Genomic DNA, 20671 nt, shown 5'->3' on the forward strand with positions numbered 1-20671 from the left:
TTGACCCGCAGGACTTGGTGAAATGGCTGGTGGCGCTGCGGCGGGCGATCAACCGCCGGGATTTGTAGCGCAGTGTGGGAGCCAGCTCCCACATTTTTGATCCTCGTTGCCCAACAAAAAACGCCGACGCTGTATCAGCCGTCGGCGTTCAAACCTTGAAGGGGGTTTGGCAAATCAGAATGCCGGCAACACCGCGCCGCTGTATTTCTTATCGATGAAGGCTTTGACTTCAGGGCTGGTCAGGGCCTTGGAGAGTTTCTGGATGGCGTCGCTGTCCTTGTTGTCTGGACGGGCTACCAGATAGTTCACGTACGGCGAGTCGGCGCCTTCAATGATCAACGCATCCTTGGCCGGGTTCAGGCCGGCTTCCAGGGCGTAGTTGGTGTTGATCATGTCCAGGTCAACCTGGTCCAGGACGCGCGGCAGCAGGGCCGATTCCAGTTCCTTGAACTTCAGGTTCTTCGGGTTGCTGGCGATGTCCTTTGGCGTGGACAGGGCGTTTTTCGGGTCCTTGAGGGTAATCAGGCCGGCCTTCTGCAGCAGCAACAGGGCGCGACCACTGTTGGAGCCTTCGTTGGGAATGGCCACGGTGGCGCCGTCTTTCAGGTCTTCAAGCTTGGTGACTTTCTTCGAGTAGCCGCCAAACGGTTCAACGTGCACGCCAATCACGGTGACCAGGTTGGTGCCTTTACCTTTGTTGAAGTTTTCCAGGTACGGCAGGGTCTGGAAGTAGTTGGCATCCAGGCGCTTCTCGGCCACTTGCACGTTCGGTTGCACGTAGTCGGTGAAGACCTTGATTTCCAGGTCCACGCCTTCTTTGGCCAGGGTCGGCTTGATCAGCTCAAGGATCTCGGCGTGCGGCACCGGCGTGGCCGCGACCACCAGTTTTTCGTTGGCTTGAGCGATACCGGCAGTCAGGGCCGCCGCCAGGGCGGTGAACAACAGAACCTTTTTCATGCAGTGTCCTTAATCGAAAATCCGGGACGTCGGTGACGGCCGCTTCTTATGGGGGTGCCAGCGATGTGCTATCGCGGCGTGGAATGGACAATACCGATATTTTTTATTCCCGAACAATACCTTTTATTCACTTTGATATTCCATTTTGCTCATACAGAGCCCAAGCCCTGAAACAGACGCGTCAACGCTGCGCGCTCGACTTCGCTGCCGCTGCTCAGGATCTGTCGCACCTGATGCTCAATCTGCGCCACCGACGCCACCGGCAGGTTCAGATGCTCCGGCAAGATCTCATCGCCGCTGCTGACCAGCAGCGCAAAGTGGATCACGTTCTCCAGCTCCCGCGTATTGCCCGGCCAACTGTGCTGCTCCAGCACCCGCTGCGCGTCCTCGCTGATCAACGGCACCGGCAGGTCCAGGCGCTGGCTGTAGATCCCCAGGAAGTACTCGGCCAGGGACAGGATGTCGCCTACGCGCTCGCGCAGCGCCGGCAGTTCCAACTGGCCTTCGCTGAGGTAATGGAACAGGCGCTCATGGAATTTACCCACGGCCACCGCCTGGGCCAGGTCGATGCTGGTGGCAGCGACCAGGCGCACGTCCACCGGGCTCGGCTGATGGGCGCCGACGCGAGTGACTTCGTGGTTTTCCAGGGCGGCGAGCAGCTTGATCTGGATCGGCAGCGGCAAGTCACCGATCTCATCAAGGTACAAGGTGCCGCCGTTGGCCGAGCCGAACCAACCGGCGCGGCTGCTGGCCGCGCCGCTGTGGCTGCCGGCGGCATAGCCGAACAGTTCGGCATCAGCGTAAGTGGGGCTGATCGCACCGCAGTTGACCGACACAAACAGGCCGCTGCGGTCACTGCCGCGATGGATATGGCGCGCCAGCAGCTCTTTGCCGCTGCCGGTTTCGCCGCGAATCAGTACGGGCAAGGCACGCGGGGCCAGGCTTTGAAGGTCTTCGCGCAGTTGCCGGGAACGGGGGTCGACAAACACCAGCGCCTTGGCGCGGATGCTCAAGGGGCTTTTTTCGGCATCGGGGAAGGTCAGCAGTGGCTGGCCAAAGGTTTCATGCAGGCTCATGGCAGGCTCCCGCCCCAATTCCACTTAAGGGACGGGGCGTTGAAAAGTATTAGGCGCGGCGCCGGGAGTGATGCTCCAGACGGTTTTGCAGGCGATAGAGGTAGGCGAAACCCTGCTCCCAGCGCTGGTGGCCGGACTTCACGTTGATATGCCCGGCGCCTGCGAGAATTCCGGCTTCAGCCCCCCAGTTCCGCGCCAGCTCCAGGGCCCGAGGGGCGCTGACCGCACTGTCGTTGTCGGAGCTGACGACCTGGCTGGGAAACGGCAACAGGTCGCGCGGAATCGGTGCAAAGTTGCGCAACGCCGGCGCACACGCGGGGCGCTCGACATCCGCCGGGGCCACCAGCAAGGCCCCGCGCACCTGGCGCAGGAACTGCAATGGCGCGCTGGCCGCCCAGTGCGCCACGGTGATGCAACCCAGGCTGTGGGCGATGAGAATCACCGGAGTACTGTCGGCCGCAATGGCTTCAGCCAGGGCCGCCACCCAATCTTCGCGGCGCGGGGTCAACCAGTCGGCCTGCTCCACGCGGGCGCTGTTGGGCAGGCTGTTCTGCCAATGGGTTTGCCAATGATCTTCTGGCGATCCTTGCCAGCCCGGCACGATCAGGTAACGGATCAACTCGCTGTGCATGGGTGTGCCCTCCTGCAGCGTTTAACGTTGCTGACCAGTATAGGGACGGGGCATATATTCGTTAAGGAATAAGAAGCTATTTATTAATAACCAAAAACACAAAACCATTTTGCTCAAAATGTAGGAGCTGGCTTGCCGGCGATTGCGCCGTGTCCGCCGATACATTCATCGACTGACTCACCGCTATCGCTGGCAAGCCAGCTCCTACAGGGGTTGGGCAGACGGCTTAAATCACAGGCAAAAAAAAAGGCCGCACCCTGCCAAGGAGACGGCCAAAAAATTGTCGAGGCTGTTGACACTAACGCGCAGTAATCACCGACAGCTTGGTAATTCCCGCTCGCTCAATCGACGCCATGGCCCGAGCCACTTCGCCATAGTTCACACCATCGTCAGCCTGCAGTTGTACCCGCACCTCTGGGTCCTTCGCCTTGGCGGCCTGCAGGTTGAATTCCAGCAGGTCCGGCTGGATTTCATCCTTGTTGATAAACACTTTGCCGGCGCCGTCGATGCTCACCACCAACGGGTCTTTCTGCTCCACCGGGGCCACGGCCTCGGTCTTGGGCAGGTTGATCGGGATCGCATTGGTCAACAGCGGGGCGGTGACGATAAACACCACCAGCAGTACCAGCATCACGTCCACCAGGGGCGTGACGTTGATCTCACTCAGTACCTCGTCGCTGTCTTGGGTGGAGAAGGCCATATCAGGACGCCTCCTTCACTTTTTGCGCGCTGCCCTGGGCGGCGTTTTTGTGCAGCGCCGGGTGGACCAGCACACGGAACGAATTTTTCTGCGCCAGGCTGTAGAAGTCATGGGCGAAGTCATCCAGGTCGGCAGCCGTCAGCTTCAGGCGACGCAGGAAATAGTTGTAGACCAGTACCGCCGGTACGGCGACGGCGATCCCCACGCCGGTCGCGACCAGCGCCGCACCGATGGGCCCGGCCACGGTTTCGAGGCTGGCGGAGCCCGCGGCGCTGATCCCTTTCAACGCTTCCATGATCCCCCACACGGTGCCGAACAGCCCGATAAAGGGCGAGGTGCTGCCAATACTCGCGACCACGGCCAGGCCGGTTTCCAGGGAGCGCCGCTCACGCACAATCTGCTGGCGCAGGGCACGTTCGAGGCGGTCCTGGTGGTTGATCGCCTGGCTCAAGTCAGCGGCGTGCGGCGCATCACCGACCTGGATCGCGGCATACCCGGCCTGGGCCACACGGGCGGCGGCGCCGGGGTGGGTTTCGCTCAGTTCGGCGGCCGAATCGAGACTCGACGCCGCCCAGAACTGTTTGTGGAACTTGCGATCCTGGGCCTTGAGGCGGCCGAACTGCACGCCCTTGAGCAGGGCCAGGCCCCAGGTGGCGACGGAAAAAACCACCAGCAGCCAGATCACCGCGCTTTCGATGGATTCAAGTGGAGATGCCAGTAACGTCATGATGCGGTCCTCGGTGTAAGCGATAGAGTGTCGAGCAAAGGCTCAATGAATCTTGAAATCGATAGGTACGCTGACCCAGCCATCCTGGGCCACGTCGCCCTGCTTGGCGGGCACGAAGCTCCAGCGCTTCACGGCGCTGAGTGCGGCGTCGTCGAGTTGCTGGCGACCGCTGCTCTTTTGCACCTGGATTTCACCGGGCTTGCCGCTGGCCAATACATGCACCCGCAACAACACCGTGCCTTCCCAGCCACGGCGCTGGGCCAGTGATGGGTACTCGGGCGCCGGGTTCTTCAGGTACGCAGCGTTGGCCGAAGCAGGCGTCACCGGTGCCGGCGCAGGCGCAGCTGGCGTGGGCGCGGGGGGTGCCGGCTGGGGTGGCGCAGGCGGCTGTTCGACGGCTTTGGGCACCGGCTTGGGTTCGGGCTTGGGCACAGGTTTTGGCTTGGGCTTGGGAACCGGCTTGGGTGGCGCCGGCTTGGCCGCCAACTCATCCACGACCGGTGGCGGTGGTTCTACAACTGGCGGCGGTGGCGGTACAGGCGGTGGCGGTTCCACCACCGGCGGCGCCGGCTGGGAAAACTCGATGGTCATCGGTGGAATTTCCGGCGGCACAATCGGCAGCACCGGCACCGGTTTCTGGCTGACCCAGTAGATCACCGCGCCATGCAGCGCCAGCGCCAACAGGCCCAATAAAATGCCTTCACGGCGGCTCAAGATCCCCTTGGGGGTTTTCTGCAAACGCAACTGCCCCAAGGGCGCGCGATGCGGCCGGCCAAGGTCGACCAACTCACCACTCGGTGCCTGGCGCCACTGCGCCTCATGTGCACTGGCGGCGGTCTGGACATTGCCCATTGATTCACTCCCTGCTGTCTTCAGCGAAAAAACCGACGGGCCTGCGGGGCGACCGTCGAGAGCTGAATCATCGGGGGCAGACGCTTATCTCTTAAAGTAATCTTTAAAGTTATACATAGACCAAACAGGAATATGAAAAATCAGCGGTTGGCCCAAAGCCACGCCCCACGGGGCCTGGCGGCGAGAGGCAAAATCATGATGCTTTGCGGGCATGCAAAATATTCCTCAAAGGCATGGCTCAGCGCGGGTTGGCCTCGCATAAATCCCACAATTGCCCCTGCAGGCTCTGCCCCGCCGCCCCCATCCCATTGCGCCCATACAGCGCCAGCCGCACGCCCTGCACCGCGGGCAAACCACTGTCGGCGCCGAGCACCACATGCCCGGCCTGCACCACCCGCTCAGGCAGCAGGCTGATGCCCAACCCCGCCGCCACCGCCGAACACACACTGGCCAGGCTCGCGCTGGAATAGCCAATGCGCCAGCGCCAGCCACCGACTTCCAGGTGCTGGAGCATTTCATTGCGGTACAGGCCGCCCACCGGGAACGCCACCAAGGGCAATGGGTCGCGGCCCAGGGCCGGCATGTGGCGGCTGTCGACCCAGCACAACGGCTCCGGCCAGGAGGCCAGGCAGTCGTCGCTGTCGCCCATCTGCTTGACCAGCAACACATCGAACTCACCGCCGCGATACTGGCGCAACAGCGCCGGCCCCAGGCCGCTGGTGACCTCCAGGCGCACCCGTGGGTAGGCCACGACAAACGCCGACAGCAACGGCATCAGGCGCTCGGCGGCAAAATCCTCGGGCACGCCCAGGCGCAGCACACCGTCGCTCTGCTGGTTGATCAGCACATCGGCGGCTTCTTCGTTGAGTGCCAGGATGCGCCGCGCATAGGCCAGCAGGCGTTCACCCTCGACCGTTGCCACCACCCGGCGCTGATCACGGTCGAGCAAGCGGCAGCCGACACTGTCTTCCAGGCGGCGCAATTGCTGGCTGACCGTGGATTGGGTGAGGTGCAGGCGTTCGGCGGCGCGGGTGAAATTCGCACAATCGACAACGGCGACAAAACTGCGCAACAGCACGGGATCGAACATGAACACCACCATCGGGTTTGCCACTGGTTGGCATGGTTATATTTAATTTCAGAATACCCCAGGCGGTGGCCATACTTCGCGTTCACCGAGAGGGGAGATTTTCCATGAGTGACGATCAACGTCATCTGCAACGCGCCGTTGCCCTGGCGCAGGACAACGTGGCCCGTGGCGGACGGCCGTTTGGCGCCGTCCTGGTCAAGCACGGCGAGGTCTTGGTGGAAGCGGTCAACCAGATCCACCTCGACCAGGACCCCACTGCCCACGCCGAGATGCTCGCCATTCGCCGCGCCAGCGAGCAACTGGGCCCACGCCTTGAAGGCTGTGTGATCTACGCCAGCGGCCAGCCGTGCCCGATGTGCCTGGGCGCGATGTATATGTGCGGCGTATCCCGCGTGGTGTTTGCCGCGAGCAATGAAATGGCCGCGCCTTTTGGCCTGTCGACCGCAGCGATTTACCAGCAGATGGGCCTGGCGCTGAGTGCACAACCCTTGCCCGTCGAGCACCTGCCTGTGCCGGCCATGCAAACCCTTTACCGCCAATGGAAGACCCTGCATGACCCTGAATAAATCCCTCGCCGGCTGGGGCCTGCTGGTCGTGCTGGGCCTCAACCTGCGGCCGATCCTCAGCTCTATCAGCCCGTTGCTCGGGGAAATCCGCCTGGCCACCGGCCTGAGTTTCCAGAGCAGTGCCTTGCTCACCAGCCTGCCGGTGGTGTGCATGGGTCTGGTGGCGCTGGTGGGCATCCGTGTCGAGGCGCAGCTGGGCGAACGACGCGGGATTGCCCTGGGCTTGATGATGATCCTGCTGGCGTGCCTGGCGCGCTGGCTGCTGGGCCAGGCACCGGCACTGCTGGCCACGGCGTTGCTGGGCGGCGCCGGGGTAGCGCTGATCCAGGCGCTGGTGCCGGCGATGATCAAGCGCCAGTTCCACCACCGGGTGCCACTGGCGATGGGGGTGTATTCGGCCTCGTTGATGGGTGGCGGTGGCTTGGCGGCGCTGCTCAGCCCGCTGGTGGCCAGCCATTTCCAGCACTGGCAGGCTGGCCTCGGCATCTGGCTGCTGCCGGCGCTCGGCGCGTTGCTGCTGTGGGCGTGGCTGCCGTTGGGCGCGGCGAAAAACCTGCAGGTGAGCGCGCCGCTCCGGGGCCTGCGCAATCGTCGCGCCTGGTTACTGGCGCTGTATTTCGGCCTGGTGAACTGCGGGTACATGAGCATGGTGGCGTGGCTGCCGGCGTACTACCAGCAACTGGGTTGGGGCGTGCTGCCCAGCGGCTCGCTGCTGGCGTTCATGACGATTTTCCAGGTGATTGCCGCGCTGTTGATGCCGGCGCTGGCGCAACGCGGTATCGACCGCCGGCCCTTGCTGACCATCAGCCTGCTGGCCCAGACCGTGGGCTACCTCGGCCTGCTGCTGGCGCCGCTGCAATACCCGCACCTGTGGGTGGCGCTGATCGGCTTCGGCCTGGGGGCATGTTTTGCCCTGAGCCTGCTGTTGACCCTGGACCATCGCCGCGACCCACGGGAAGCCGGGCAACTGGCGGCATTCGTGCAGGGCGTGGGTTTTCTGATCAATGCCGTGTCGCCGTGGATGACCGGCTGGCTGCGCGAACTCACCGGCAGTTTTGTCAGCGCCTGGGTGGTGCTGACCGTGACGGTGATCGCGATGCTGGTGGTGACCCGGGTCTTCAGCCCGGCCACCTACCGCACAGAGCCTGCGCGCGAAGCCGCCCTGCTGTAGGAGCCGGCTTGCCGGCGATGGCGGTGGGTCAGATATCGATCCGGTGACCGATAGACCGCTATCGCCGGCAAGCCGGCTCCTACGGATGGGGGGCTAGAAGTCGTAGCGCCCGGTCACCCCCAGCGTGCGCGGGGTGCCCAGCAGCCCTTCATAGCCACCGTTGCCGCCTGTCCACAGGGTGGTGTAGTAGGTCTTGTCGAAGGCGTTTTTCAGCCATAGCGACACGTCCCACTGACCCTGCTGGAAATCGCCGCGCAGGCCGGTGGACAGGTTGACCACCGCATAACCCGGGATCTGCCCGTAATCCGAATCCTCCACCGTACCCACCGCCTTGGAGCGGTAGGCATAGCTTGCGGTGACGTAGGGCTCCAAACCGTTATCCAGGTTCCACTTGTATTCGCCGTTGGCGTTGGCAATCCACTTCGAGGCGCCCACCACCGGGTGCCCGCTGAGATCGCACGAGGCCGGAGCACCCGGGCGCAGGCTGACTTCCGGTGGGCACGGCGCATCTTTGTACGACAGGTAGCGCACATCGTTGAACGAGCCATTGATGTTCAGCGTCAGGCCACGGATCGGCACCAGGGTGCTTTCCAGCTCCACCCCACGCGAGCGCACGGAGCCGGCGTTGGTCAGGTACTGCACGCGGTTGCCATAGTCGTAGGCGTTGGTCTGGTAGCCGTTGACCTGGGTCCAGAACAGGTTGGCGTTGAGTTGCAGGCGACGGTCCCACAGCGTGCTCTTAACGCCCAACTCGGCGTTGTTGGCGCGCTCGGTGCCGATCAACAGCGAGTCTGCACCAGCGGTTGGGGCAGAGCCCACTGCCAGGTTGACCCCGCCGGATTTCTCACCGTGGGACAAGGTCGCATAGCCGAGCAAGTCATCGCTGAAACGGTAGCTGAGGTTGAGCAGGCCAGAAGGGCTGGTGCTGTACTGGTTGAGATCGCCCGAATCGTAGGCTCCGGCACGGCCACGGCGTGCGGTCGCCGCCGCGCCCGCCACGGTTGCGCCACCTTGCGGCGCGTTGCGGCTGACCGAGGCGCTTTTTTCTTCATAGGTGCCGCGCAGGCCGGCAGTGAAATCCAGGCGTTCGGTAAGGTGCCAGGTGCCCTGGGCGAACAGGGCAAAACTGTCGGTGCGGATATGCCCGTTGCCGACGCTGCTGACATTGCTCAAGGCCCCTGCTGGCGTGCCGTTCCAGATATCGGCCTGGGGCCCGTAGTAAGCGAAGGATTTGTTGTCCAGGTCGGAGCCAAAGTAGTAAGCGCCCACCACGTAATCGAAGAACCCACCGGTAGGCGAGGCCAGGCGAAACTCCTGGGACCACTGTTTATCTTCCACCGACACACCAGCGTTATACGAGGCCGGCACGTTAAGGCCGTCGTCGTTGCGCGGGGTGAAATTCCACCAGCGGTAGGCGCTGACCGAGGTCAGGGTGAAGTCGCTGGGCAGGGTCCAGTTGGCCTCAAGGGACGTGCCACCCTGGAACACTGTGACGCGCTGGTCGTTGTCCAGGTTGACCTTGCGGTGGGAGCCATTGACCAGGGTCGCCCCGGCCGCATCGGCCCGCGATTGGTAGAGGTTGGTGCCGTTGATGGTCGGGCCGGTGCTGTACAGCACGCGGGTGCCGGCGCTGGAGTCCTCTTCGTTGTAGTCGCCGATCCAGCGCAGGTTGAACGCCTCGTTGGGTTTGTACAGCAGTTGCCCGCGAAAGCCCTGGCGTGAACCGCCGTTGAGGTCGTGGCCGTTGTATTGGTTCTGGATATCGCCGTCGCTGCGGGTGCGATAGGCCGAAAAGCGCCCGGCCAGCGCATCGTTGAGGGGCCCGGAAATCGTGCCCTTGGTCTGGAAATAACCGTCTTCGCCCACCGAGGTCTCGATGCTGCGCTCCGGGGTGAAGCTCGGCGCGCGGGTGCTGATATTGATCACCCCGGCCGTGGTGTTCTTGCCAAACAGCGTGCCTTGCGGGCCGCGCAAGACCTCAAGCTGCTCGATGTCCATCAGGTCGAATACCGCCATGCCCGGGCGCCCGAGGTACACGTTATCGATATACAGCCCGACACTGCCTTCCAGGCCATCGCTGGCCGGGTTGTTGCCCAGGCCGCGAATCGACACGCTGGACTGGCGCGCATGCATGTAGGCGACGTTGACGCTGGGCACCAGTTGCTGCAAATCCTGGATCCGGTAGACCCGCTGGCTTTCCAGCGCCTGGCCACCGATCACACTCATGGGCGTGGGCACTTCCTGGGCGCTTTCGGTGCGGCGGCGAGCCGTCACGGTGACCGTTTCCAGTTGCCCGCTGGCGCTCTCGCCCTTGCGCGCGGGGGCGGGTGTTTCGGCGGCCTGGCTCGGCAACCAACTGGCACTGCCCGCCAGCAACAGCGCCAGGGGCAGGCGCTTGAGCCGCCAGGGGGAAGACGGTACAGCGGGCTTCGACACACTCATAAGCGGCTCCGGAATCGCGGAATATGCACAGTTACATATTCTATAAAGTTATTTATTTATGTTTTTACAAACATTTACTGCATAAGAGATAGCCTTTATAAGGAGTCGACCTAATGCATAGCCAATGCATTTCCCCGATATTTTTAATGTGAAAAATGCATATCGACTTGCGCCAGCTCCGTCACTTCATCGCCCTCGCCGAACAGCGCAGCTTTGTCGCGGCCGCGACCACCGTGAACCTGTCGCAATCGGCCTTCAGCCGTAGCATCCAGGCCCTGGAACACAGTGCCGGCTGCCAACTGGTGGATCGCGGGCGCAAGGACCTGGCCCCGACCAAGCAAGGCCAGGTGCTGCTGGAACATGCACGGCGCCTGGTCAGCGGCGCGCAGCAGTTGGCCAACGAGATCAGCCAGTTCAACGGCCTGGAAGCCGGCGAGCTGCGCTTTGGCTGCGGCCCGGCCCCGGCGGCCGGGTTGATCCCGCGCGCGATCGGCAGCTTTATCGGGCGCTACCCCAAGGCTCGCGTGCAGTTCCAGGTGGATGACTGGCAAAGCCTGGGCAAGCGCCTGCTCAGCGAAGAGTTCGAATTCTTCGTCGCCGACACCCGCCACTTCGAAGCCAACCCCGACTACCAGACCCACCGCCTGCGCCCGCGCAAATGGCACTTTTGCTGCCGCAGCGGGCACCCGTTGGCCCAGCGCGAAAGTGTCAGCGCCGCCGAGCTGATGAGTTATCCCCTGGCCGTGACCATCCGCCCGCCGAACCTGCGCAAGGTCATCGTCGACCTCAGCGGCCGGCCGGACTACACGCCCAATGTCGAATGCGAGAACGGCTACAGCCTGCTGGGGGTGGTGCTGCGTTCCGACGCCATCGGTATCGTCAGCGCCAACAGCGACGTGCTGCACATGGCCCGGGGCGACTTGGTGTGCTTGAAGATCGACGGCCTGGCCGAAGACCTGGAGGAGCGTTACACCCGCTATGGCATCGTCAGTCGGGCGGGGTATCGGTTGTCGCCGCTGGCGGAGGCGATGATCGAGCAGATCAAGGAGGTGGATGAGCAGGATGAACAGGTGTGTGAGCTGGAGAATCTTGCGGTCTGAACGACCGCTATCGCGGGCAAGCCCGCTCCCACAGGTTGATCGCACTCCAATGTGGGCTGACCATGCACCGACTGCATAAACCTCATTCCCCAAATGCACTTGCCTCACCCCCGCTTCACCGGCGAAAAACACCGCCTGTTCCCCGTTCGGTAAACCCTCATGTCCCCTGTGCGCAACGTGCTCTACATCATGTGCGACCAACTGCGTCGCGATTACCTTTCCTGCTACGGCCACGCCCACCTGCACACGCCGAATATCGATCGCCTGGCCGCCGCCGGCGTGCGTTTCAGTCGCGCCTACACCCAGGGCACGATCTGCGGGCCGTCGCGCATGTCGGCCTATACCGGGCGCTACGTCAGCAGCCATCAAGTGGCATGGAACGCCGTGCCGCTGCCCCTGGAAGAGCTGACCATCGGCGACTACCTGCGCCCCCACGGCATCCGCACCGCGCTGGTGGGCAAGACCCACGCCACGCCCAATCTCGACGCCTTGCAACGCCTGGAGATCGACCCCGACAGCGCGCAAGCGCAGCCACTCAACGAGGTCGGATTCGAGGCGTACTTTCGCCATGACGGGATCTTCCCCGACAGCCCGCTGTTCGAAAGCAAGCGCGAGTCAGCGCCCTACACCCACTACCTGCGCGAACAGGGTTATGCCGGCGCCAACCCCTGGCATGAATGGGCCAACGCCGCCGCCGGCGAAGACGGGGAAGTGCTGAGTGGCTGGCACATGCGCAACGCCCACTTGCCGGCGCGGGTGGACGAGGCGCATTCGGAGACGGTCTACACCACCGACCGCGCCATCGACTTTATCCACGAACAAGGCGAGCAGCCCTGGTGCCTGCACCTGTCGTACATCAAGCCGCACTGGCCCTATATCGCGCCTGCGCCGTATCACGCGTTGTATGGCGTCGATCAGGTGCAGGCGCCCATCCGCGCCGAGCCCGGGCAGGCCAGCGATCACCCGGTGTACCAGGCCTTCCGCCAACACCAGGAGAGCTTGAATTTTTCCCGCGACGAGGTACGGCTACGGGTGATTCCCACCTACATGGGCCTGATCAAGCAGGTGGATGACCAGCTCGGCCGACTGTTCGATGTGCTGCACAGCACTGGCCGCTGGGATGACACGCTGATTGTGTTCACCAGCGACCATGGCGACTTCCTCGGCGACCACCACCTGGGCGAAAAAGAGTTTTTGCTGGAGCCGGCGGTGGGGGTTCCGCTGATTGTCCGCGACCCGCGTGCCGCTGCCGATATCAGTCGAGGTACGGTGGACGCGCGCCTGGTGGAAACCATCGATGCCCTGCCCACGTTCCTTGAGGCCCTGGGCCTGCCCAACGCCGAGCATCGCCTGGAAGGCCGCTCGTTGATCGCGCTGCTGCATGGCCTGGAAACCGACTGGCGCCGCTACGCCATTGCCGAGTACGACTACGCCTTCCAGGCACCGGCCCGCGAACGCCTGGCGCAGCCGATCGACCGTTGCCGCATGACCATGGTGCGCAGCGAACGCTGGAAATACCTGGCCTATGACGGCTTTCGCGCGCAGCTGTTCGACCTCGAAAACGATCCCCAGGAACTGCACGATTTGGGCGCTGACCCGGCGTATGCCCCGGTGCGCGAAGAGCATCAGGGCTATCTGTTCGAATGGCTGCGGGGTTTGAAGCGGCGCACCACCATCAGCCACGCGGAGATTGACCTGCGGGGCCAGCGGTTTCGTTATGGGGAGCCAGAAGCGGAAAAGGTGGTGCAGATCGGGGTTTGGTAACCCCCCCCCTGTGGGAGCGGGCAAGCCCGCTCCCACAGTTGATCTGCGCTGGGCTACACGCCCTTGATGGTCTGGCTCCGCTGCCCCTGTACCCCGACCGGCACATCACCCTTGAGGGTCACGCGGCGCACGATGCGTTCCTGGGTGCCGTAGTCATCCACTGCGTAATGCTGGGTGGCGCGGTTGTCCCAGATCGCTACGTCGCCGGTGTTCCAGCGCCAGCGCACGGTGTTTTCCAGGCGGGTGACGTGGCTTTGCAGCAAGTTGAACAAGTGCGCGGAGTCGGCCTGCGAGTAGCCCTTCAGGCGCTTGACGAAATGCCCCAGCAGCAAGGTCTTCTCGCCGCTGACCGGGTGTACGCGCACCACCGGGTGCTCGGTCTCGTACACCGTCGAGGTGAAGATCTTGCGGTATTCCTCGAGCTTTTCAGGCGCCACATCCGGCTTGCGCGCGGCGTAGTCGTATTCGTTGCTGTGTACCGCCCACAGGGTGTCGGCCAGCGCGCGCACTTCGGGCGTCAAGTCGTTGTAGGCGCTGGAAGTGTTGGCCCAGACCGTGTCGCCACCCGATGGCGGCGCCAGCACCGAACGCAGGATCGAGGCCTTGGGGTACGCATCGACGAAGGTCACATCGGTGTGCCAGGAGTTGGCACGATGACCACGGGCGCCATCGAGTTCCAGCAAAAACCGCGTGCCATCGCGCACCGGCACCGTGGGGTGGGCAATCGGCTCGCCGAGCAAGTGGGCAAACGCTTCCTGGCTCTGGTCATCGAGGTGAGTCTGCTGCCGAAAGAAGATCACCTTGTACTGCACCAGCGCTTGCTGGATGGCGTCGACGGTGGCGGCGTCGAGGTCGCCGGACAGTTTGATGCCCCGGATCTCGGCGCCGATACGCCCGGCGACCGGGTGGATATCCAGCGCCAGGGCGACGGGTTGAACAGCGAGTGCGGCATTGCTCATTGGATGACCCTCATGTGTCTGCTTACGGTTGGGTGACGCTGTGCCAACGCTCTATTCATATGCAATTTAGGTCTAGCAAATGAACACATGCTTCGTTGACGGAATAAGAGCTTGCATTTAAAACCTCAGCTCCCCTGGTCGCAAATGCCTTCGACCTATTTTTAAAATGCCGGGAAAGCATATGGATCTTCGCCAACTGCGCTACTTCATCGCCCTCAACGAACACCGCAGTTTTGTGCGCGCGGCCGACGCCATGGGCATCACGCAACCGGCGTTCAGCCGCAGCATCCAGGGCCTGGAACAGGAATTTGGCTGCGTGCTGGTGGACCGTGGCCACAAGGATCTGCGCCCCACCCCGGAAGGCCAGGTGGTGCTGCAACATGCCCTGAGCCTGGTGCACGGCGCCGCGCTGCTGAGCAGTGAAGTGACGCGCATGACCAAGCTCGATGCGGGCGAACTGCGCTTCGGTTGCGGCCCGGCGCCAGCGGTGAAGCTGGTGCCGGACGCGGTGGCGCGCTTCGTCAACGCGCACCCGAAAATCCGCACGCGGTTCCAGGTGGATAACTGGGAAACCCTGAGCCGCAGCCTGAGCCGGGAAGAGATCGAATTCTTTATCGCCGACATCCGCCAGTTCGAAGCCGATCCGAATTTTCAGACCCAGGCGCTTTCGCCCAAACGCGGGGTATTTTTTTGCAGGCCTGGCCACCCACTGCTGGCCAAGGACAGCCTTTCGACCAACGACATGTTCGACTACCCGCTGGCGTCGCCGCTGATCTCCCAGGGCATTCGCAAACTGCTGGCGAACCTCAGCGGGCGCATGGACTTTTCACCGAGCATCCAGACCGAACACTTCCCGGCGCTGGTGAAGATCGTGTTGCAGTCCAACGCCATTGGCGTGGGCACCGAGGAAGCCTTTGCCGAGGACATCGCCCGCGGCGCCCTGGTGCTGCTGCACTGGCGCAACCTGCCACAGAACATGGAGACCATGAGCGCGCGGTGCGGGATCGTCAGCCGCACCGGCTCGCGCTTGTCGCCGGCGGCAAAAGCGATGATCGAGACGTTGGTGGCGGTGGATCGGCAGGAGGTGGATGTGGCGGTCTGAAGGGCGCCATCGCAGGCAAGCCAGCTCCCACATTTGACCGCACTCCCATGTGGGGGCTGGCTTGCCTGCGATGAGGCCCGTTCATGCACTGTAGATTTCACTTCGCGGTCTAGCGGGCCCCTGTAGGAGCCGGCTTGCCGGCGAAAAACCTGAGCACACTGCGGGGCACCAGGCACCCCGCGTTATCGTTGAAGGCTCCTACAGTTGCGCCGCCACCAACCCCGGCACCACCCAATCACTGACCTGGAACGACTTGCGAATCAGCCGCTCCTTCGAAGCCAGATCCACCGCGTCCTGCAGCTTGCCCAGGAACACCGGATCCAACGTCGACGGGAAAATCTCACTGAGTTTCTGATCCTTCAGATCATTGGTCAGAATCACCGGCGGATAACTCGCCAGCCCCGACACCAAATCGATATACGCCTGCTTGTTGTTGTCATCGGTCAACCACTGCACCGCCTGCTGCTGCGCCTTGAGCAGCTTGGCCACCACCTCGGGATGGGCGTCGACAAATGTGCCGCTGCCCACCAGCACCGCCTGGATGCTGCCTGCGTCGCCAAGGTCCTTGGTGGTCAGGGGGATTTCGGCCAGGCCCTTGGCCTGCAATGAACTGAGGTTCGACCCGCCCCAGGTCGCATCGATCTGCTTGGCGGCCAGGGCGGCCACGGCGGCGTTGAAATCCAGGTTGATGATCTTCAGGTCCTTTTCACTCAAGCCCTGGCTGGCCAGGGCGCCGTTGAGGGACAACTGGGTGGCCGTGCCGCGAAACACCGCCACACGCTTGCCCTTAAGGTCCTGCAAGGTCTTGATCCCCGAGCCCGGCACCACGCCCAGGTATTGCTTCACCCCGCGAGCGGTGGCGCTCAACAGGCGGGTGTCGAGGCCATTGGAACGGCCGATGATCGCTGCCAGGTCGCCCAGGTAAGCCAGGTCCACCTGGCCGTTGGCAAAGGCTTCATTGATCACGGGGCCGGCGCCCTTGAAGTAATTCCACTGGATCTTGATGCCCTGGTCGGCGAAGGCTTTTTCAAAGATCTGCTGGCTCCTCAGCACATCCGTCAAGCCACCACCGCTGTTCTGGGTACCGGCGCTCAGGTCGGGCACGGCGATGCGGATTTCCTTGAGGTCGGCGGCATGCACCAGCCCGGCGAGCGCGGTGCCGGCGACCAGGGTGATCAAGCGTTTAAAGGGCAGTTTCATAGCGGTGCTCCTGTGGGCGGCGGTGGCCTTTGGAGCAGTAAGTACGCACAACACGTTCAAAACTTTAAATACTATAAATTCACAATTTAATAGCTTTTTGGACTATGCAGCCGCAGACGCCGGTTCCAGAGGGTTATGCATCAACAGCATGGAAAATATTCTCCAAATGCATTGGATGCGTGTCGGGCAGAGGCTTTAAATGGTTTTTCTTATCCCTAAATAATCTTGATTGTTTGTTTATAAGATCAAAATCACATAACGCACTCGCCGACCACGGAGGTCTTCCATGGCCCGAATCTCACTGTTGAGCCTGCCGCTCGCCGCCCCTGCCAAGCCCGGGCGGGCACATTGGCCGAACCTGAGTGAACGCCTGCTGCCATGGCTGCTGCCACTCACGCTGTTTGCGCTGTGGTGGCTGGCCAGCCGTCAGCACTGGATGAGCGAGCAGATATTGCCCGCCCCCGCGCTGGTCTGGAGCAGCGCCGTGGAACTGGCCGGCGGCGAGTTGTGGAGCCATTTGGCGATCAGCCTGCAACGGCTGTTCTGGGGTTTGCTCGCAGGGGTCGGCGCCGGGGCGTTGCTGGGTGCGCTGCTGGGCTTGAGTGCCCGCGCCGAGCGCCTGGTGTTCCCCACCTTCAGCGCCCTGTCGCAAGTCCCGACCCTGGCCTGGATCCCGCTGTTCATGGTGTTTTTCGGGATCGGCGAAACCCTCAAGCTGGTGGTGCTGGTCAAGGCGATTGTGGTGCCCGTGACCCTGCACACCCTGGTCGGCGTGCGCGACGCCCAGCCCGGTTTACGCGAGGCCGCGCGGGTGCTGCGCTTGCCCACGCACCTGCTGATCCGCCGGCTGATCCTGCCCGCCGCACTGCCCGCCTTCATGGCAGGTGTACGCCTGGCCCTGGCCGCCGGCTGGACCTCGTTGCTGGCCGTGGAATTGCTGGCCTCCAGCGAAGGCATCGGCTACCTGATGGTGTGGGCACGGCAGCTGTTCATGCTCGATATCGTATTTTTATGCATCGTGGTCATTGGCGTGCTGGGCGTGGCGATGGATCGCGGCATTGGCTGGCTGGATCGCAAGTGGGTGCACTGGCCCCATCCGGCGACCGCGCAGATCCGCCGTGGCCCGCGCTACCAGGGCTGGCAACGCCTGCAACCGTGGTTGCTGCCCTTGAGCCTGTTGGCGCTGTGGCAGTCGGCGACAGCCCTGGACTGGGTCGATCCCAATATCCTGGTCAGCCCGTGGACCGTGTTGTACACCACCGCCAGCGGCATATTCGATGGCAGCCTGCTCAGCGCCCTGGGCAAAAGCCTGGGACGCACCTTGAGTGGCTTGCTCCTTGGCGGCGGGCTGGGTTTTGCCCTTGGCCTGCTGTTGGGCCTGTCGCGCCGCAGTGAGCGGGTATTGGGCCCGACCCTGGCGGCGCTGCGCCAGATCGCGATTTTTGCCTGGGTACCGCTGCTTACCGCCTGGTTCGGCCTGGGGGAGTTGGCCAAGTCGGTGTTTATCGCCCTTGCCGCGTTTTTCCCGCTGTTTATCGCCACCCAACGCAGCGTGCTCAACCTCTCGCCGCAGCTCAATGAAGCCGCCCAGGTGCTGCGCCTGAGCCTGGCCCTGCGCCTGCGCCGCCTGGTGCTGCCGGGGGCGGCGGCGGGCATTTTTGCCGGGCTGCGCCTGAGCCTGATCTACGCCTGGCTGGGCACCATCGGCGCGGAATATTTCATGCCGTCCAATGGCGGCATCGGCAGCCTGATGATCGGCGCCCAACAGCTGCTGCGCATGGACCTGATCATGAGCGGCATGCTCCTGGTCGGCCTCACGGGCGCGGCACTCAACCTTATCGGCCAACGCATCGAAACCCGCGCCACGCGCTGGAGACACGCATGACTGCACCTATCGTCAGCTTCAACCATGTGGGCAAGACCTTCGACGTCGATGGCTTCGAGCTGGAGGCCATCCGCGAATTCAACCTGGACATTGCCGAGGGCGAGTTCGTCGCGATCGTCGGTTCCAGCGGCTGCGGCAAATCCACCTTGCTGCGCCTGCTGATCGGCCTGGATACGCAGTTTCGCGGCGAAATCCGCGTCGATGGCAAGGCAGTGCAAGGCATCGGCGGCGAGCGCGGCATCGTGTTCCAGGAACACCGTTTGTTCCCGTGGCTGACGGTGGCAGAAAACATCGGCCTGGGCCTGGTCAACGAGCCTTTGAGCGAGGCCCAGCGCCAACAGCGCATCAGCGATTTTATCGAACTGGTGGGCCTCACCGATTTCACCCGCGCCTACCCACACCAATTGTCCGGCGGCATGGCGCAACGGGTGGCAATCGCCCGCGGCCTGGTGGCCAGCCCGCGCATCCTGTTGCTGGACGAGCCCTTCGGCGCCCTCGACGCCCTGACCCGCCAGCAGATGCAGGATGAACTGCTGGCGATCCGCGCCCGCGCCAGAATCACCACGGTGCTGGTGACCCACGATGTGGAAGAAGCGATTTTTCTTGCCGACCGCGTGGTGGTGATGGAGCCCCGGCCCGGGCGGATCAAGCAGGTGGTGGACATCGCCCTGCCCCATCCGCGCCAGCGCAGCAGTTTCGACTTCCACCAATTGCGCGAAGAACTGCTGCACGAGCTGATCAGCGACGACCATTACCAGCCGCCGCTGCGTGAACAGATCCGTGACCTGCCCCTGGCGTTTATTGCCTGCTGAATGAGGAGTGTCTTGATGTCGCAACGTCCCAACTTTCTAGTGATCCTGGCCGATGACATGGGCTTCTCCGACCTTGGGGCCTTTGGCGGGGAGATCTCTACGCCGCACCTGGACGCCCTGGCGCTCAACGGCCTGCGCCTGACCGATTTTCACACCGCGCCCACCTGCTCGCCGACCCGCTCGATGCTGCTCACCGGCACCGACCACCATATCGCCGGCATCGGCACCATGGCCGAGGCGCTGACCCCGGAGCTGATCGGCAAGCCGGGCTATGAGGGCTACCTCAACGACAAGGTGGTGGCCCTGCCCGAACTGCTGCGCGACGCCGGTTACCAGACCCTGATGAGCGGCAAATGGCACCTGGGGCTGACCGCTGAACTGGCGCCCCATGCCCGGGGTTTCGAGCGCTCGTTTTCGCTGCTGCCGGGGGCGGCCAACCACTATGGTTTCGAGCCGCCCTACGACGACACCACCCCTGGCCTGCTCAAATCCACCCCGGCGCTGTATATCGAGGACGACCGCTTCGTCGAGCAATTGCCCGAAGGTTTCTATTCCTCGGATGCCTTTGGCGACAAGCTTTTGCAGTACCTCAAGGAACGCGACCAGGCCCGGCCGTTCTTCGCCTACCTGCCGTTTTCCGCCCCGCACTGGCCGTTGCAGGCGCCGGTAGAGATCGTCGACAAATACCGTGGCCGCTACGACGCCGGCCCCGAGGTGCTGCGCCTGGAGCGCCTGGAAAAACTCAAGGCCCTGGGGCTGATCGATGCCGAGGTCGAGCCCCATCCGCTGATCGAACTGAACACCCAGTGGGCGGCCCTGAGCGATGAACAACGCCAGGTCTCGGCGCGGGCCATGGAAGTGTATGCGGCGATGGTCGAGCGCATGGACTGGAACATCGGCCGGGTGGTGGAGTACCTGCGCCAGCAGGGGCAACTGGACAATACCTTCATCCTGTTTATGTCCGACAACGGCGCCGAGGGCGCGCTGCTGGAAGCCTTCCCCAAATTCGGGCCTGAGCTGCTGACTTACCTCAACCAGCATTACGACAACAGCCTGGGCAACATTGGCCGCGCCAACTCCTATGTCTGGTATGGACCGTCCTGGGCCCAGGTGGCCACCGCGCCGTCGCGCCTGTTCAAGGCCTTCACCACCGAAGGCGGGATCCGCGTGCCGGCGCTGGTGCATTACCCGCAGTTGGCACTCAAGGGTCGGATCAGCCATGGCTTTGGCACGGTGATGGATATCACCCCGACCATTCTCGACCTGGCCGGCGTGCGCCACCCCGGCAAACAGTGGCGCGGCAAGCCGATTGCACCGCTGCGAGGCAAGTCGTGGCTGGGCTTTTTATCTGGGGAAACCGCGCAGGTGCACGACGAACATACCGTCACCGGCTGGGAGCTGTTCGGCCGCCGGGCGATTCGCCAGGGGCAGTGGAAGGCGGTGTACATTCCAGGGCCCGTGGGGCCGGCGACCTGGCAGCTGTATGACTTGGGCAGGGATCCTGGAGAGATCCATGACCTGGCGTCGAGCCAGCCGGAAAAGCTGGCGACCTTGATTGGCCATTGGCAGCAATATGTGGAGGAGACCGGGGTGGTGCTGAGTGCTTCGCCGTTTCAGCCGGACTGAGGTTTTTCAGT

General features: G+C 63.3%; 18 protein-coding genes. 8 read left to right on the top strand and 10 right to left on the bottom strand.

Features of this window, described 5'->3' with window-relative positions; translation table 11 throughout:
* Positions 1 to 174: 174 nt before the first annotated feature.
* The 7 genes from HBO11_RS22695 to HBO11_RS22725 all read right to left on the bottom strand — a co-directional run bounded on the left by HBO11_RS22695 (position 175) and on the right by HBO11_RS22725 (position 6033).
* On the bottom strand, positions 175 to 957 hold the full coding sequence (locus HBO11_RS22695) for a MetQ/NlpA family ABC transporter substrate-binding protein (protein ID WP_169953928.1): 783 nt from the start codon (positions 955 to 957) through the stop codon (positions 175 to 177).
* 149 nt (positions 958 to 1106) lie between these two features.
* Positions 1107 to 2033, bottom strand: coding sequence for a sigma 54-interacting transcriptional regulator (locus HBO11_RS22700; protein WP_169953929.1), 927 nt, complete (start codon positions 2031 to 2033; stop codon positions 1107 to 1109).
* Between the two features lie 49 nt (positions 2034 to 2082).
* Positions 2083 to 2664 (bottom strand): alpha/beta hydrolase, encoded by a 582-nt coding sequence (locus tag HBO11_RS22705; RefSeq protein ID WP_032856553.1) that lies wholly within the window; start codon positions 2662 to 2664, stop codon positions 2083 to 2085.
* 298 nt (positions 2665 to 2962) lie between these two features.
* Positions 2963 to 3364, bottom strand: coding sequence for a biopolymer transporter ExbD (locus HBO11_RS22710; protein WP_029299521.1), 402 nt, complete (start codon positions 3362 to 3364; stop codon positions 2963 to 2965).
* 1 nt (position 3365) lies between these two features.
* The gene (locus HBO11_RS22715) at positions 3366 to 4091 is read right to left on the bottom strand and encodes a MotA/TolQ/ExbB proton channel family protein (RefSeq protein ID WP_169953930.1); all 726 of its coding nucleotides are present in this window, start codon (positions 4089 to 4091) and stop codon (positions 3366 to 3368) included.
* A 42-nt stretch (positions 4092 to 4133) separates the two neighbouring features.
* Positions 4134 to 4943 (bottom strand): energy transducer TonB, encoded by an 810-nt coding sequence (locus tag HBO11_RS22720; RefSeq protein WP_169953931.1) that lies wholly within the window; start codon positions 4941 to 4943, stop codon positions 4134 to 4136.
* Between the two features lie 238 nt (positions 4944 to 5181).
* Positions 5182 to 6033, bottom strand: a complete 852-nt coding sequence (locus tag HBO11_RS22725; protein WP_057437668.1) for a LysR substrate-binding domain-containing protein — start codon at positions 6031 to 6033, stop codon at positions 5182 to 5184.
* Between the two features lie 104 nt (positions 6034 to 6137).
* Here HBO11_RS22725 and HBO11_RS22730 point away from each other — a divergent pair, with 104 nt between their 5' ends.
* Both HBO11_RS22730 and HBO11_RS22735 read left to right on the top strand, forming a co-directional pair.
* Positions 6138 to 6599, top strand: a complete 462-nt coding sequence (locus tag HBO11_RS22730) for a nucleoside deaminase (RefSeq protein WP_169953932.1) — start codon at positions 6138 to 6140, stop codon at positions 6597 to 6599.
* On the top strand, positions 6586 to 7770 hold the full coding sequence (locus tag HBO11_RS22735; RefSeq protein ID WP_169953933.1) for a CynX/NimT family MFS transporter: 1185 nt from the start codon (positions 6586 to 6588) through the stop codon (positions 7768 to 7770). Before HBO11_RS22730 ends, HBO11_RS22735 begins: the two co-directional genes overlap by 14 nt.
* Before the next feature lie 93 nt (positions 7771 to 7863).
* On the opposite strand, the gene HBO11_RS22740 is transcribed toward HBO11_RS22735, so the two are convergent.
* Positions 7864 to 10212: a TonB-dependent receptor gene (locus HBO11_RS22740; RefSeq protein WP_169953934.1), complete on the bottom strand. Its 2349-nt coding sequence runs from the start codon at positions 10210 to 10212 to the stop codon at positions 7864 to 7866.
* A gap of 155 nt (positions 10213 to 10367) precedes the next feature.
* Here HBO11_RS22740 and HBO11_RS22750 point away from each other — a divergent pair, with 155 nt between their 5' ends.
* Positions 10368 to 11312 carry a LysR family transcriptional regulator gene (locus HBO11_RS22750; RefSeq protein ID WP_169953935.1) on the top strand — a complete coding sequence of 315 codons (945 nt, stop codon included), beginning with the start codon at positions 10368 to 10370 and terminating at the stop codon, positions 11310 to 11312.
* Between the two features lie 159 nt (positions 11313 to 11471).
* Positions 11472 to 13076, top strand: coding sequence for an alkaline phosphatase family protein (locus HBO11_RS22755; RefSeq protein WP_169953936.1), 1605 nt, complete (start codon positions 11472 to 11474; stop codon positions 13074 to 13076).
* A gap of 53 nt (positions 13077 to 13129) precedes the next feature.
* Here HBO11_RS22755 and HBO11_RS22760 read toward each other — a convergent pair whose 3' ends face one another.
* The gene (locus HBO11_RS22760) at positions 13130 to 14035 is read right to left on the bottom strand and encodes a TauD/TfdA family dioxygenase (protein ID WP_169953937.1); all 906 of its coding nucleotides are present in this window, start codon (positions 14033 to 14035) and stop codon (positions 13130 to 13132) included.
* Positions 14036 to 14216: 181 nt separating this feature from the next.
* Between HBO11_RS22760 and HBO11_RS22765 the strand changes: the two genes are divergently transcribed.
* On the top strand, positions 14217 to 15137 hold the full coding sequence (locus tag HBO11_RS22765) for a LysR family transcriptional regulator (protein WP_169953938.1): 921 nt from the start codon (positions 14217 to 14219) through the stop codon (positions 15135 to 15137).
* A gap of 198 nt (positions 15138 to 15335) precedes the next feature.
* Here HBO11_RS22765 and HBO11_RS22770 read toward each other — a convergent pair whose 3' ends face one another.
* Positions 15336 to 16337 (bottom strand): ABC transporter substrate-binding protein, encoded by a 1002-nt coding sequence (locus tag HBO11_RS22770; protein ID WP_169953939.1) that lies wholly within the window; start codon positions 16335 to 16337, stop codon positions 15336 to 15338.
* 286 nt (positions 16338 to 16623) lie between these two features.
* On the opposite strand from HBO11_RS22770, the gene HBO11_RS22775 reads away from it, so the two are divergent.
* The 3 genes from HBO11_RS22775 to HBO11_RS22785 are packed head-to-tail and all read left to right on the top strand — an operon-like array spanning position 16624 to position 20660.
* Positions 16624 to 18222, top strand: a complete 1599-nt coding sequence (locus HBO11_RS22775; protein WP_170058991.1) for an ABC transporter permease subunit — start codon at positions 16624 to 16626, stop codon at positions 18220 to 18222.
* Entirely contained in the window at positions 18219 to 19034 is an 816-nt protein-coding gene (locus HBO11_RS22780) for an ABC transporter ATP-binding protein (protein WP_169953941.1), read from the top strand. The genes HBO11_RS22775 and HBO11_RS22780 overlap by 4 nt, the downstream gene beginning before the upstream one ends.
* A gap of 15 nt (positions 19035 to 19049) precedes the next feature.
* Positions 19050 to 20660 carry an arylsulfatase gene (locus HBO11_RS22785; protein WP_169953942.1) on the top strand — a complete coding sequence of 537 codons (1611 nt, stop codon included), beginning with the start codon at positions 19050 to 19052 and terminating at the stop codon, positions 20658 to 20660.
* Positions 20661 to 20671 lie beyond the last annotated feature (11 nt).

The organism is Pseudomonas sp. WS 5010, from assembly GCF_012985565.1.
Lineage (GTDB): Bacteria > Pseudomonadota > Gammaproteobacteria > Pseudomonadales > Pseudomonadaceae > Aquipseudomonas.